The organism is Microbacterium halophytorum (assembly GCF_002970975.1).
Lineage (GTDB): Bacteria > Actinomycetota > Actinomycetes > Actinomycetales > Microbacteriaceae > Microbacterium > Microbacterium halophytorum.
The window spans coordinates 125,111-138,253 of the sequence record NZ_PNFA01000006.1; the positions used below are offsets into that span (position 1 = coordinate 125,111).

The following is a 13,143-nucleotide window of genomic DNA, read 5'->3' on the forward strand; positions in this document are numbered from 1 at the left end:
GTTCAGTTCGTCGAGGCGGTGAGCAGGGCATCGGATGCCCGGCGACGCCGCTCCTGGTGACGCCCGCGCGGGTGCACGCGGACGTGGCCTGTCTCGGCGTCGACGACGGTGTCGATCCGCAGTCCGTAGACCTCGGTGAGGTTCTCGGAGGTGAGCACGTCTTCCGGGGCGCCGGCAGCGCGGACGCGTCCGGCCTGGATGAGGACGACCTCGTCGGCGACGGACGCCGCGTGGTCGAGATCGTGGAGGACGACGCCGAGCGCCGTGCCGCGATCGGCGAGGTCGCGCACGAGCTCGAGCGTCTCGATCTGGTAGCGCAGGTCCAGGTGGTTCGTCGGCTCGTCCAGCAGCAGGATTCCCGTGTCCTGCGCGAGGCACGTGGCCAGCCACACGCGCTGCAGCTCGCCGCCGGACAGCTCGTCGACCGCGCGGTGCGCCATGTCGGCGAGGCCCGTGAGCGCGAGCGCGTGGGAGATGGCGGCGTGGTCGGAGCCGCTCATGCCGGAGAAGCGGCCGCGGTGCGGGTGGCGGCCGAAGGCCACGACGTCGCGGATCTCCAGGCCGGAGGGGTGGGGGCGGGACTGCGACAGCATGGCGACGGTGCGCGCGAACTCGCGGGAGGTGAGCGCGCGGGATTCCGCGTCACCGACGTGCACCGTCCCGGCGTCGATCGGATGCAGCCGCGCGAGCGAGCGCAGCACCGTGGACTTGCCGCTGCCGTTCGGGCCGATCAGGGCCGTGACCTCTCCCGGGCGCAGCTGGAGCGACACATCGTGCACGACCCGGTCCTTGCGGTAGCCGAGCGCCAGGCTGTCGCCGCGCAGCGCGCTGAGGGAGTGGTCGGCATCGGGGGCAGTCACATTAGGGGAGCCTAACCTATAGCCGCCGCCACGCCAAGCGGGCCGGCGCGACAGCGGCCCCCTCGGGCGCCGCGCCGCGTCAGCCGGCGGTCGACCCGGCCGCGATGAGCTCCGCCGTGAACGCGTGCTGCGGCTCCGCGTACACGCTCTCGGTCGGACCGAGCTCGACGACCTCGCCGCCGCGCATCACGGCCACGCGGTCGCTCACGCGGCGCACGACGGCGAGGTCGTGCGAGATGAACACGATTCCGAGGCCCTCGTCCCTCTGCAGGGCCAGCAGCAGGTCGAGGATGCCGGCCTGCGTCGTGACGTCGAGCGCCGAGACCGGCTCGTCGCAGATCAGCACGTCGGGCACGGCCGCCAGGGCGCGCGCGATCGCGACGCGCTGCCGCTGCCCGCCCGAGAGCGTCGCCGGCATCCGGCCCAGCAGCTCGGCGCCGAGGCCGACGCGCGCCAGCAGCTCGCGGTCGCCGGGCGCCCCGTCGCGCCGCGAGTGGCGCAGCAGCGTCGCGACGCTGTGCCGGGGGTCGAACGATCCGAGGGGATCCTGGGGGACGAGCCGGATGCGCGGGGCCGGCTCCGGCATCCGGATCTCGCCGTCGTCGGGCCGCTCGGCGCCGATCATCAGGCGCGCCAGGGTGGTCTTGCCGGACCCGGACTCGCCGACGATGCCGAGCACCTCGCCGCGGGCGAGGCCGAGGCTCACGCCGCTGACGGCGGTGACGTCGCCGTAGCGGCGGGTGACGTTCTCGGCGGTGATCGCCGCGGGCGTCGGCGCGCCGCTCCGCCGGGCGCCTTCGCCCGCTCGCGCGGGCGGGGCGGCGCCGCGCTTCGGGCCGGACGGCACGGCCGCGAGCAGGGCTCGCGTCGTCGGGTGCTCGGGCGCGTCGAGCAGGCGCCGCAGCGGAGCGGCCTCGACGATCCGGCCGGCGTCGATCACCGCGACGCGGTCGGCGATGCGCGACACCGCGCGCAGGTCGTGGCTGATCAGGACGACGCCCATGCCCTCGTCGCGCAGGCTTCCGAGCAGGTCGAGCACCTTCACGGCCGTCGTCGCGTCGAGCGCCGTCGTGGGCTCGTCGGCGATCAGCACCTCGGCGTCGCCGACGACCGCCGACGCGATCAGGGCGCGCTGGCGCATGCCGCCGGAGAGCTCACCGGAGCGGCGGCGGAGCAGCGACTCAGCGTCGGGGAGGCCCGCGTCCTCGAGGGCGTCGACGACCCATTCGCGGCGCACCTTGCGCCCGATCCCGCCGACGGCGAGGATCTCGCCGACCTCGGCCCCGATCGTCCGCAGCGGGTCGAGCGACTGCAGGGCGTCCTGCAGCACGAGCGCGACGTCGCGGCCCCGCACCCGCCGGCGGGCGCGTCGGCCGGCGCGCGCGAGGTCGGTGCCCGCGACCCAGAGTCGGTCGGCGGTCACCCGGGCGCGCCGGTCGTCCTGCGTCAGGCCGAGGAGGGTGCGCGCGAGGACCGACTTGCCCGCGCCCGACTCGCCGACGATCGCGAGGCACTCACCGGGCGCGACGGCGAGGTCGAGCCCGTCGAGCACGCCCCCGGCGCCCGGCAGGTCGACGCGCAGCCCTCGGACGTCCAGCGCGAGGGCAGCGTTCGGCCCCGTCAGGTCGAGGTCGACCCCGCGGCGCCTGTTCCGGCCCCCGCCGGCGCTCGTCGCGCTCATCGGCCCGCTCCCGACATCCGGCGGCCCAACACCGTCAGAGCGGTCGCGACGACGACGATCGCGAGGCCGGGGAACACCGTCATCCACCAGGCGGTCGTGATGTAGACGCGCCCGGCGTTCAGCATCGCGCCCCATTCGGGCGACGGCGGTTCGGCGCCGAGGCCGAGGAAGCTCAGCGCGGAGACCCAGACGACGGCCTGCCCGACGCCGAGCGTCGCGGTGGCGACGAGGGGCCAGAGCGTGTTCGGCGCGATGTGCCGCAGGAAGGTGCGGCCGCGCCCCGTGCCCTCGAGCCGCGCGTACGCCACGTAGTCGCTGCGCGCGACGCCGCGCACGCGCGAGCGCAGGATGCGCGCGTACCCCGGTGCGGTCGCGAGGCCGATCGCGAGCACGCTCGACGAGGTGCCGGCGCCGAGCACGGCGACGAACAGCAGCGCGAGCACGAGCGTCGGCAGGGCGAACAGCACCTCGATCGCGCGGCCGAGCGCCGCGTCGAGCCAGGCGGGCCCGAGCCCGGCCGCGAAGCCCACCACGAGCCCGAGCCCGATGCCGAGCCCCGTCGCGGCCAGGCCGATGCCGGCGGATGCCCGCGCGCCGTGCACGATGCGGGTCAGCACGTCGCGCCCCGATTCGTCGGTCCCCGCCGGGTGCGCCCAGCTCGGCGCCCGGAACGCGTCGCTCGGCGCGATCGCGAGGGGGTCGCCGGGCGCGAGCAGGCCGGGTGCGGCGATCGCGAGGGCGAGCAGCGCGACGAGGGCGAGCGCAATGGCTCCCGAGGGGCCGAGCGCTGCCCAGAACCGGATGAGGCGGCCGGGCCGCGTCGTGGGAGCGAGTGTCATGAGCGCACCTCCGCGCGAGTGCGGGGCGTGCCGCGCGCCGCGTCGATGCCGGTCACGAGACCACCACCGCATCCGGTGCCCCCAGGCTCTGACGCTTCGCGCGGCGCAGGCGGGGGTCGACGAGGAGCTCCGCGGCATCGGTGAGGATGATCACCACGACGTACATGACGGCGACGACCGTGACGGCGCCGACGACGACGGGGACGTCCTGGGCGAGCGCCGCCTCCTGCAGCAGGCGCCCGAGGCCCGGCCTCGCGAACAGCACCTCGACGACGACGGCGCCGCTGAGGAGGTTGCCGAACGCCCAGCCGGACAGGGCGAGCGCGGGCAGCGACGCGTGCCGAAGAGTGTGGCGGAAGAACACGCGCGCCTCGCCGGAGCCCCGCGACCGCGACGTCGTCGCGAACGGTGCGGCATCCGCTTCGAGCACGGCGTCGCGCGAGACCTGCGCGAGGAACCCGGCGATGGGTACGGCGAGGGTGAACACCGGCAGGACGAGTCCCGCCGGGTCGCCCGGTTGGCTCGTCGCGGGGAACCAGCCGAGCGCGGAGGCGAAGACGAGGATGAGCACGGCGCCCAGCCAGAACTGCGGCATCACGGTCGACACGATCTCGGCACCACGGATGACGGCGTCGACGGCGCGACCGATCTGCCCGCGCACGGTCGTCGCGATCAGCGCGCCGGTCACCGCGAGCGCCCAGGCCAGCGCGAGGGCGAGCACGGCGAGCAGGAGGGTGCCGGGCAGCTGGTCACCGATGAGCTCGGCCACGGGCTGCCTGCGCGCGTAGGAATCGCCCAGCTGCAGCGTCGCGATGCGCCACAGCTGCGTGAGGTACTGCACGAACAGCGGCCGGTCGAGGCCGTACTCCTCGACGGCGGCGGCGGTCGCCTCCGGCCCCGCCTGCGAGCCGGGGCCGCCCATGATGGCCTCGAGAGGGTCGCCCGTCGAGCGCAGCGCGAAGAACACGATCGTCGCGACGAGCCAGACGACCAGCACCGCCCGGCCGATCCGCGCGAGCACCCATCGGGCGACGGCGCGCGCGGTGCTGACACGACCGGATGCCGCGGCCGCCCCGTACGGGTCGGTCGCGGCATCCGGTCGTGCGCCCCCTGGCATGCGCTACTTCGTGAGCTGCGCGTTCAGCAGCAGCGGCGTCGCGATCGTGTGCAGCGCGTCGACGCCCGTCACGCCCTTGTACAGGAAGTGGTTCTGCTGGTCGTAGAGCGGCAGGACCGCGAAGCTGCCGAGGATGATCTCCTGCGCCTGCGCGTACAACTCGGTGCGCTCGGCGTCGTCGGTCGTGCGCAGGGCGTCCTCGAGCAGTCCGTCGAGCTCGGGCAGGGTCAGCTGAGCGTTGTTCGCGAAGTAGCCGGACGGTGCGGGGACCGTGGAGTCGGAGTGGTACAGGATGCGCAGCACGTCGGGCCCGACGGTCGTGTACGGCGCCGAGACGGCCTCGTACTCGTGCGCCGCGAGCGCTCCGTACCAGGTCGACAGGTCGACGGGGTTCAGCTCGACGTCGAAGCCGACCGCCGCGGTGTTCGCCTGGATCTGCTCGAAGAGCGACTGCTCGGCCTCCGTCGACTGGTTGGTCGAGACGGGGAACCGCACCGTCAGCGTCTCGCCGCCCTTCATCCGGACGCCGTCGTCGTTGCGCTCGGTCCAGCCGGCCTCGTCGAGCAGCTCGTTCGCCGCCTCCGGGTCGGTCGCGAACAGCGCCTCGTCGCTGACGCCCATCGGCTCGACGCTCGACAGCGCGGAGTAGGAGCGCTCCGCCGTGCCCCGGAAGAGCGACTCGATGCCGGGGTTCGGGTCGGCCGACCGGATGAACGCCTCGCGCACGCGGGCGTCATCGAACGGCGCCTGGGCCGTGTTCAGCTCGATGCGGTTGGCCGACGCGGGGCGCGGCGCGTCCAGGTGCTCGATGCCCTGCGCCTCGGCCGCGGCGATGTCGGTCGGGAGGGGGTTGTCGATGACGTGCACCTCGCCGGACGCGAGGGCGGCCTGGCGCGTGGCGGCATCCGGGATGAAGCGCCACTCGAGCGTGTCGACGTGAGCCGGGCCGTCGTGGTCGCGCTGCGGGTTCGTCGGCACGTAGTCGTCGTTGCGCGTCATCACGACGCGGTCCTGCGGCGCCCAGCTCTCGACGATGAAGGGGCCCGTGCCGATCGGGGCGGCGCAGTTCTCCTCCTGGCCGCGCTCGATGCCGGCCGGCGACTCCATGGCGCTCCACTGCTGGCTGAGCACCTCGAGCAGCGCCGACTTCGGGGTGGAGAGGTGGAAGCGCACGTGGGCGTCGTCGACGACCTCGACCTCGTCGATCTCCTTGACCGACAGGTAACCGGTCGACGAGGCCGTGTCCGGATCCTGCAGGTGCTCGATGTTGGCCTTGACGGCCGCGGCGTCGAACGGGGTGCCGTCGGTGAAGCTCACGTCGTCGCGCAGCGCCAGGTTCCAGGTGAGGCCGTCGTCCGTTGCCTCCCACTCGGTCGCGAGCCAGGGCTCGATCTCGCCGTCGGCGCTGCGACCGACGAGCGGCTCGAGGTACTGGGTCGAGATGAGGCCCTGCGGGTAGTTGCCGCCGACGTGGGGGTCGAGGCAGGTCGGCTCGGCATCGCCCGTCGCGTAGACGAGCGTGCCGCCCTCTACGGTCGCCGCCTCTTCTTCGGGGGCGGCGGTGCCGCCGGCGCACCCGGCGAGGATCACGGCGACGGCCGCGAGTGCGGCGATGGGCAGGGAACGGCGGAACGGAAGCATGGCTCCTCGGGTGGTTCGCGGACTCGGTCCGGAAAAGGGACCGTCGTCCAGCCTACCCGCGACCGCGCCCCCGGGCGCCGCGCGCTGCGCGGGCCCCGCAGGACGCGGGTCGCCGTCTTCGTCGAAGAACGGTGGCCCGCGTCATGCGAACGCGCTCAGACCGCCTGCGCGAACTCCGCTGGCTGGTCGTCGGCGAAGTGAGCGAGGTTCGCGGGCAGCGCCCGACCCTTCTCGCGCATGCTCTTCGCCCAGAGCCGACCGGCGCGGTACGACGAGCGCACGAGGGGCCCGGCGAGGACGCCGAGGAATCCGAGCCGCTCGGCGGTCTCCTTGAACTCGACGAACTCATCCGGCTTGACCCAGCGCGCCACCGGCATGTGGCGCGGGCTCGGGCGGAGGTACTGCGTCAGGGTGATGATGTCGCAGCCGGCGTCGCGCAGGTCGCGCAGGGCCTGCTCGACCTCATCCGGCTCCTCGCCCATGCCCAGGATCAGGTTCGACTTCGTGATGAGGCCGGCCTCATGGCCCTGCGTGATCACGCCGAGCGAGCGGTCGTAGTCGAAGGCCGGCCGGATGCGCTTGAAAACGCGCGGCACGGTCTCGACGTTGTGCGCGAACACCTCGGGCTGCGCGCTGAAGATCTCGCCGAGGAAGCGGGGGTCGCCGTTGTGCTCGTTCGCGAGGAGCTCGACGCCCGTGTTCGGGTTGAGGCGGTGGATCTGCCGCACCGTCTCTGCGTTGAGCCAGGCGCCCGTGTCGTCCAGGTCGTCGCGGGCGACCGACGTGACGGTCGCGTACCGGAGGCCCATCGTCCGCACGCTCTCGGCGACGCGGCGCGGCTCATCTGTGTCGTAGGCGTCGGGCTTGCCCGTGTCGATCTGGCAGAAGTCGCACCGGCGCGTGCACTGCGAGCCGCCGATCAGGAAGGTCGCCTCCCTGTCCTCCCAGCACTCGTAGATGTTGGGGCAGCCGGCCTCCTGGCACACCGTGTGCAGGTCCTCGCCCTTCACGAGCGAGCGGACGTCCTGGTAGGCGGGGCCCTGTCTGACGCGGGTCTTGATCCACTCCGGCTTCTTCTCGATCGGGGTCTGCGCGTTGCGGACCTCGAGGCGGAGGAGCTTGCGGCCATTGGGGGCCGTCGTGGTCATGCGGGGATCCTCTCGAAGGCGTTGCGGAAGGCGCTCGCCGCGGCATCGGCGAGGTCGGCGGGGGAGACGTCGCGCCTGGATTCGCGCGCGATCGTCGTGACGCCCGCGTCGGCGATGCCGCAGGCGACGATCTCCTCGTACGGCGCGAGCGAATGGTTGCAGTTCAGGGCGAAGCCGTGCATCGTCACGCCGTGCGCGACGCGCATGCCGATCGCGGCGATCTTGTCCTGCGCGCCGTCGGTGCGCTGCACCCAGACGCCGCTGCGGCCCTCCACGGCGATGCCGTCGATGCCGTACGGCGCGATCAGCTCGATGAGCATCCGCTCGATCCGGCGCACGACCCCGACGGCGCGACCGCGGTCCTCGGCGTGCATGATCGGGTAGCCGACGAGCTGGCCGGGGCCGTGCCAGGTGATCCTGCCTCCGCGGTCGACGTTGATGACGGGGGTGCCGGATGCCGTGGGCCGTTCGTGCGGCTCCGTGCGGGAGCCCGCCGTGAAGACCGGTTCGTGCTCCAGCAGGATGAGCGTCTCCGGACGCGAGCCGTCGACGACGCCGGCGTGGACGGTGCGCTGCAACTCCCAGCCGTCGAGATAGGGGACGGCGTCCGGGGCGAAGCCCGCCCGCAGCACATCGATCATTCGGCTTCCCGCTCTCTTCACCGGACCGGCCTTTTCGGACTCGGTCCAATAATCTCTCGGTGGCACCCACCCTAGCGCGGATAGAGTGGGGTCATGACCACCGCCGCGCGTCGCCCCGGCCGGCCGCGGTCGATCTCGCGCGACATGCTCGCCGAAGCGGCGTGCGAGCTGTTCCTCGAGAACGGCTACGACGACACGAGCGTGACCGACATCGCGTCGCGTGCCGGGATCGGGCGGTCGAGCTTCTTCAATTACGCCGCGACGAAGGCCGAGCTGCTCTGGGGCGGGCTCGACGAGCGCATCGCCGCCGCGGCGGCGGCCGTCGACGAGGGAGCGGCGGCGGAGGACGCCCTGCGGCGTGCCGCCGCCCGCCTCGCGCCCGACGCCCTGGCGCTCGCGATCGCGAACGCGAGCGCCATGCGGATCGAGGCGTCGCTCGAGCAGGAGTCGGCGCTGCGCGCGCACCGCGCCGCGGTGCTCGCGGCCCGCGCCCTGCGACGCGACGGCGCCGATCCGCTCGCCGCCGATGTCACAGGCGGCGCCTACGGGGCGGCGCTGCTGGCGGCGATCCGGGCGTGGGCGCTCGCGGGCGCCGGTACGGCGCCCCTGTCCGACTGGCTCGATCGCGCCCTCGCGGCCGTCCCCGCACCGGCGCGCTGACGCGCGCGCTCACCCGGCGCTCCCATGCGGAGCCCGCACCGCGCGTCAGGCGCTCACGCGAGAACGCCGGATGCCCGACCGCGCGGGTCGGGCAACCGGCGTTCGATGCGCCCTACTTGCCGAACAGCTTCTGGATCTCGGCCAGGTCGGCCTCGCTCGGCTGCTGCTGTGCGGCGCCGAGCCCGAAGCCGGAGCCCGTCGGGCTCTGCGGCGCGGCCGTGAGGCCGGCGTTCTCGGCGGCGCGCTTGGCCGGGTTGCCCGAGCGCGATCCGCCCTTCTTGCCCTTGGCGCCCTTCTTGCCGCGTTTCGCGCTGGCGCCGGTCTTGCCGCCCATGCCGGGGGGCATCGCGCCCATGCCGGGAATGTTCGGGGTGCCGCCGCGCGCGACGGTCTTCATCATCTTCGCAGCCTGCTCGAAGCGGTTCACGAGCGAGTTCACGTCGGTCACCGTCATGCCGGATCCGCGGGCGATGCGGGCGCGGCGCGAGCCGTTCAGGATCTTGGTGTTGCCCCGCTCGGCCGGGGTCATCGACCGGATGATCGCCTCGGTGCGGTCGATCTCGCGCTCGTCGAAGTTCTCGAGCTGCTCCTTCATGCCGCCCATGCCCGGCATCATGCCGAGCATCTTCTTCATCGAGCCCATCTTCTTCATCTGCTGCATCTGCTGCAGGAAGTCGTCGAGGGTGAAGGCCTCCTTGGCGAGCTTCTCGGCGACCTTCATCGCCTCCTCCTCGTCGAAGGCCTGCTGGGCCTGCTCGATGAGGGTGAGGATGTCGCCGAGGTCGAGGATGCGGCTCGCCATGCGGTCGGGGTGGAAGGCCTCGATGTCGTCGAGGTTCTCACCCGTCGACGCGTAGATGATGGGGCGACCCGTGACGGACGCGACCGACAGCGCGGCGCCGCCGCGCGCGTCGCCGTCGAGCTTCGAGAGCACGACGCCCGTGAAGTCGACGCCCTCCTGGAAGGCGCGCGCCGTGTTCACGGCGTCCTGGCCGATCATCGCGTCGATGACGAACAGGACCTCGTCCGGGTTCGTCTTCTTCCGGATGTCGCTGGCCTGCTTCATCAGCTCGGCGTCGACACCGAGGCGGCCGGCGGTGTCGATGATGACGATGTCGTGCTGGTGGCGCTCGGCGTAGGCGACGCCGTCCTTGGACGCCTTCACGGGGTCGCCGACGCCGTTGCCCTCGAAGGGCGCGTAGATGGTCGCGCCCGCTCGCTCGGCGACCACCTGGAGCTGGTTCACAGCGTTCGGGCGCTGCAGGTCGGCGGCGACCAGGAGGGGCGTGTGGCCCTCCTTCTGCAGCTGCTTCGCCAGCTTGCCGGCGAACGTCGTCTTACCCGAGCCCTGGAGGCCCGCGAGCATGATCACGGTCGGCGGCGTCTTGGCGAACTGCAGCTTGCGCTGCTCACCGCCGAGGATCGCCACGAGCTCCTCGTTGACGATCTGAACGACCTGCTGCGCCGGGTTCAGGGCGCGGTTCACCTCGTCGCCGAGGGCGCGCTCACGCACCTTCGCGGTGAAGGCCTTCACGACCTCGAGCGCGACGTCCGCATCGAGCAGCGCGCGCCGGATCTCGCGAACGGTGCCGTCGACGTCGGCGGCCGACAGCTTTCCCTTCGTCCGCAGATTGCGGAAGGTCTCGGTCAGCCGGTCGGAGAGGTTGCCAAATGTAGCCATGGTGCGCCCGATTCTACCGGCTCGCGGCGGTGAGCCCGCCCGGTCCCGGCAAGGGTCATCGTCAGGCGAGCTCGCGCTCCGGCTCCACGCCGTGGGCGTCGCGGAGGAGGGCCGCCGTCGCATCGACCTCGGCGTCGCGCTCGGCGGGCGTCCAGCCGCGCTCGGGGGCCATCGCGTCGGCGACGACGCCGAGCGCATCGGCGTCGGCGCGGCCCGTGAAGGCGATCGACGTGCGGCGCAGGATGACGTCCGACAGGCGCACCGCCTGCTCCTCCCGCACCATCCAGGCGACCTCGCGGCGGGACAGCTCGCCGCCGAGCAGCTCCTCGTCGTCGCCCTCCGCGAGGAAGGCGGCGACGTCGGCGGCGCGGGTGCCGTACCGCTCGAACAGCAGGCGCGTGCGGGCGGAGTCGTCGCCGAGGTGCGTGCGCTGCCATGCGGACGCCTCGGCCGGCGTCTCCGGGTAATCGCGCCCGCCGCCGATCGCTCGGCCGCGGGTGCCGGCGACGCGCGGTGCCTTCAGCAGGTACAGCACCCGGTCGGAGAGCGTCTCGCCGAGCGCACGGAACGTCGTCCACTTGCCGCCGACGAGGCTGATGACGGGGAGGCCGTCGAGCTCGCCCTCGACGATGCGGTAGTCGCGCGAGACCTGCCCCGGCCGATCAGCGTCGCTCGCCGGAAGGGGGCGGATGCCCGCGAATCGGTATACGATCTGCTCGCGGGACACCGCGATCGAGGGGAACACGTTCCGGATGAGGTCGAAGAAGTAGTCGACCTCGTCCTCGGTGCACACGGCGGGCTCGCGCGGGTCGGCGGGGATGTCGGTCGTGCCGACCATCGCCTTCCCCTTCAGGGGATAGATGAGCACGATGCGGCCGTCGGAGTGCTCGAAGAAGATCTCGCGCCCGCCGGTGGCCTCGACCAGCTCGGGGTTGTCGAGCACGATGTGCGAGCCTTTGGTGCCTCCCATGTACGCCGTGGCGTCGCCGAGCGCGGAGTTGGTGAGGTCGGTCCAGGGGCCCGAGGCGTTCACGACGGCCTCGGCCGCGATGCGGAACTCCTCGCCCGTCGCGTTGTCGCGCAGCACGACCTCGTTGCCTTCGCGCCCGATCGCCTCGACGTGGTTGACGGCGCGGCCGCCGGCGGCCACGCCGTCGTTCAGCACATCGAGCGCGAGCCGCTCGGGGTCGTGCATCGAGGCGTCGAAGTAGGTCGCGGTGTACTTCAGGTCGGGGTTCATCGCCGGCAGCTCCGCGAGCGACCGCGCGCGGCCGTGGAACGCGTGCCGGGGCGTGCTGCGCCCCGAGCGGGCGAACAGGTCGTACATCACGAGGCCCGCCTTGATCAGTGCCGCCCCGCGCTCCGACGGCGTGCCGGAGCCGAGCCCCAGGAACTTCAGCGGGGCGCTCACGAGGCCCGCGAACGTCGAATAGATCGGGATCGTCGTCTTCAACGGCTTCACGAAGTGCGGCGCCGTCTTCAACAGGTCGTTGCGCTCCTGCACCGACTCGTGCACGAGGCGGAACTCGCCGTTCTCGAGGTACCGGATGCCGCCGTGCACCATGTGGCTCGACGCGCTCGACGCCCCGGACGCGAAGTCGCCCCGCTCGACCAGCACGACGTCGATGCCCTGCAGTGCGAGATCGCGGAACGTCGCGATGCCGTTGATGCCGCCGCCGATGATCAGCACGCGCGCGCGGCCGGCGCCCCTGATGGAGGCCAGGGCCTCGTCGCGGCGGGTCGGTGCGGTCGCGGCCATGGTGCTCCTCACTTCGGGCGGTCCCGCTGCGCCGGATGCGCCGACCGCCCCACAACTCTAGGCTGGCGAGGCGCGAACGCATGCGCAAGCAACGTGCACGGATGTGCAGGTACCGGACGGAGGGTGCGGATGGACGACTCGGCGGACGCACGCGGCGGGGCCGACGAACGCGGCGCACCCAAGCTCGAGCGCGCGCTCGCCGCGGCGCAGCTGTACTACCTGCAGGACCTCACGATGGACGCGATCGCCCGGGAGCTGCGCACCTCGCGCTCCTCGGTCTCGCGGTTGATCGCCCACGCACGGCGCGTCGGCCTCGTGGACATCCGGATCAACTCCCCGCTCGCGGGCGCGCAGGCGCTCGAGCGGCGCATCCGGGACCGCTTCGGTGTGACGCCCCACGTCGTTCCGGTCGGGTCGGGCGTCAACGAGGTCGACAGGCTCGAGCGCGTCGCGATGACGGCCGCCCGCCTGATCGGCGGCTTCGTCGACTCGAACGCGTCGATCGGCGTCGCGTGGGGGTCGACCCTCGGGGCGATCAGCCGCCACCTGCCGCAGCGCGAGACGCACGGCACCACGGTGGTGCAGCTCAACGGCGCCGGCAACACCATGACGAGCGGCGTCGAGTACGCCAGCGAGATCCTGCAGCGATTCGCCGGCGCGTTCTCGGCCGACGTGCAGCAGTTCCCCGTCCCGGCCTTCTTCGATGACCCCGCCACTAAGGAGGCGATGTGGCGCGAGCGCAGCACGCGCCGGGTGCTCGGAATCCAGGACCGCATCGACGTCGCGATCTTCGGGCTGGGCTCCCCGTCGGCCGACGTGCCGAGCCGCGTGTACGTCGGCGGGTACCTCGACCGCGCCGACTTCCGGAGCCTCGCCGACGACGGGGCGGTGGGCGACGTCGCGACGGTGTTCTTCCGCGCCGACGGATCGTGGCGCGACATCGCCCTGAACGCGCGGGCGACGGGCCCCGGTATCGACCGCCTGCGCCGCGTGCCCCGGCGCGTCTGCGTCGTGAGCGGCCTGCCCAAGGTCCCCGCCGTGCGCGGTGCGCTCGCCGCCCGCGTGGCGACCGACCTCGTGATCGACGAAGAGCTGGCCCAGGAGCTCGTCGGCTGA

General features: G+C 72.9%; 11 protein-coding genes. 2 read left to right on the forward strand and 9 right to left on the reverse strand.

The genetic code is table 11. The features are described 5' to 3' along the window. Positions 1 to 2: 2 nt before the first annotated feature. The 7 genes from C0010_RS07770 to lipB form a co-directional block, all read right to left on the reverse strand. Positions 3 to 860: an ABC transporter ATP-binding protein gene (locus C0010_RS07770; RefSeq protein WP_105566496.1), complete on the reverse strand. Its 858-nt coding sequence runs from the start codon at positions 858 to 860 to the stop codon at positions 3 to 5. 79 nt (positions 861 to 939) lie between these two features. Next, positions 940 to 2,541, reverse strand: a complete 1,602-nt coding sequence (locus tag C0010_RS07775; RefSeq protein WP_105566497.1) for an ATP-binding cassette domain-containing protein — start codon at positions 2,539 to 2,541, stop codon at positions 940 to 942. After that, positions 2,538 to 3,380, reverse strand: a complete 843-nt coding sequence (locus tag C0010_RS07780) for an ABC transporter permease (protein WP_105566498.1) — start codon at positions 3,378 to 3,380, stop codon at positions 2,538 to 2,540. The genes C0010_RS07775 and C0010_RS07780 overlap by 4 nt, the downstream gene beginning before the upstream one ends. A gap of 52 nt (positions 3,381 to 3,432) precedes the next feature. Beyond that, the gene (locus tag C0010_RS07785; RefSeq protein WP_105566499.1) at positions 3,433 to 4,497 is read right to left on the reverse strand and encodes an ABC transporter permease; all 1,065 of its coding nucleotides are present in this window, start codon (positions 4,495 to 4,497) and stop codon (positions 3,433 to 3,435) included. A gap of 3 nt (positions 4,498 to 4,500) precedes the next feature. After that, positions 4,501 to 6,138: an ABC transporter substrate-binding protein gene (locus C0010_RS07790; RefSeq protein WP_105566500.1), complete on the reverse strand. Its 1,638-nt coding sequence runs from the start codon at positions 6,136 to 6,138 to the stop codon at positions 4,501 to 4,503. A 155-nt stretch (positions 6,139 to 6,293) separates the two neighbouring features. Then, positions 6,294 to 7,286 carry a lipoyl synthase gene (lipA, locus tag C0010_RS07795; protein ID WP_105566501.1) on the reverse strand — a complete coding sequence of 331 codons (993 nt, stop codon included), beginning with the start codon at positions 7,284 to 7,286 and terminating at the stop codon, positions 6,294 to 6,296. Further along, positions 7,283 to 7,948: a lipoyl(octanoyl) transferase LipB gene (gene lipB, locus C0010_RS07800; RefSeq protein WP_267893847.1), complete on the reverse strand. Its 666-nt coding sequence runs from the start codon at positions 7,946 to 7,948 to the stop codon at positions 7,283 to 7,285. The genes lipA and lipB overlap by 4 nt, the downstream gene beginning before the upstream one ends. Positions 7,949 to 8,020: 72 nt before the next feature. On the opposite strand from lipB, the gene C0010_RS07805 reads away from it, so the two are divergent. Next, positions 8,021 to 8,587, forward strand: coding sequence for a helix-turn-helix domain-containing protein (locus tag C0010_RS07805; RefSeq protein ID WP_105566503.1), 567 nt, complete (start codon positions 8,021 to 8,023; stop codon positions 8,585 to 8,587). Between the two features lie 112 nt (positions 8,588 to 8,699). Here C0010_RS07805 and ffh read toward each other — a convergent pair whose 3' ends face one another. Together ffh and C0010_RS07815 are read right to left on the reverse strand one after the other, a co-directional pair. After that, on the reverse strand, positions 8,700 to 10,268 hold the full coding sequence (gene ffh, locus C0010_RS07810) for a signal recognition particle protein (protein WP_105566504.1): 1,569 nt from the start codon (positions 10,266 to 10,268) through the stop codon (positions 8,700 to 8,702). 61 nt (positions 10,269 to 10,329) lie between these two features. Then, positions 10,330 to 12,027 carry a glycerol-3-phosphate dehydrogenase/oxidase gene (locus C0010_RS07815; RefSeq protein WP_105566505.1) on the reverse strand — a complete coding sequence of 566 codons (1,698 nt, stop codon included), beginning with the start codon at positions 12,025 to 12,027 and terminating at the stop codon, positions 10,330 to 10,332. Positions 12,028 to 12,156: 129 nt separating this feature from the next. Between C0010_RS07815 and C0010_RS07820 the strand changes: the two genes are divergently transcribed. Then, positions 12,157 to 13,143: a sugar-binding transcriptional regulator gene (locus C0010_RS07820; protein ID WP_105566506.1), complete on the forward strand. Its 987-nt coding sequence runs from the start codon at positions 12,157 to 12,159 to the stop codon at positions 13,141 to 13,143.

Bases quoted from the DNA above. Each gene is read 5' to 3' on its own strand.
- C0010_RS07775 (WP_105566497.1), bottom strand. From the start codon at position 2,541: ATGAGCGCGACGAGCGCCGGCGGGGGCCGGAACAGGCGCCGCGGGGTC.
- C0010_RS07780 (WP_105566498.1), bottom strand. From the start codon at position 3,380: ATGACACTCGCTCCCACGACGCGGCCCGGCCGCCTCATCCGGTTCTGG.
- C0010_RS07785 (WP_105566499.1), bottom strand. From the start codon at position 4,497: ATGCCAGGGGGCGCACGACCGGATGCCGCGACCGACCCGTACGGGGCG.
- C0010_RS07790 (WP_105566500.1), bottom strand. From the start codon at position 6,138: ATGCTTCCGTTCCGCCGTTCCCTGCCCATCGCCGCACTCGCGGCCGTC.
- lipA (WP_105566501.1), bottom strand. From the start codon at position 7,286: ATGACCACGACGGCCCCCAATGGCCGCAAGCTCCTCCGCCTCGAGGTC.
- C0010_RS07805 (WP_105566503.1), top strand. From the start codon at position 8,021: ATGACCACCGCCGCGCGTCGCCCCGGCCGGCCGCGGTCGATCTCGCGC.
- ffh (WP_105566504.1), bottom strand. From the start codon at position 10,268: ATGGCTACATTTGGCAACCTCTCCGACCGGCTGACCGAGACCTTCCGC.
- C0010_RS07815 (WP_105566505.1), bottom strand. From the start codon at position 12,027: ATGGCCGCGACCGCACCGACCCGCCGCGACGAGGCCCTGGCCTCCATC.
- C0010_RS07820 (WP_105566506.1), top strand. From the start codon at position 12,157: ATGGACGACTCGGCGGACGCACGCGGCGGGGCCGACGAACGCGGCGCA.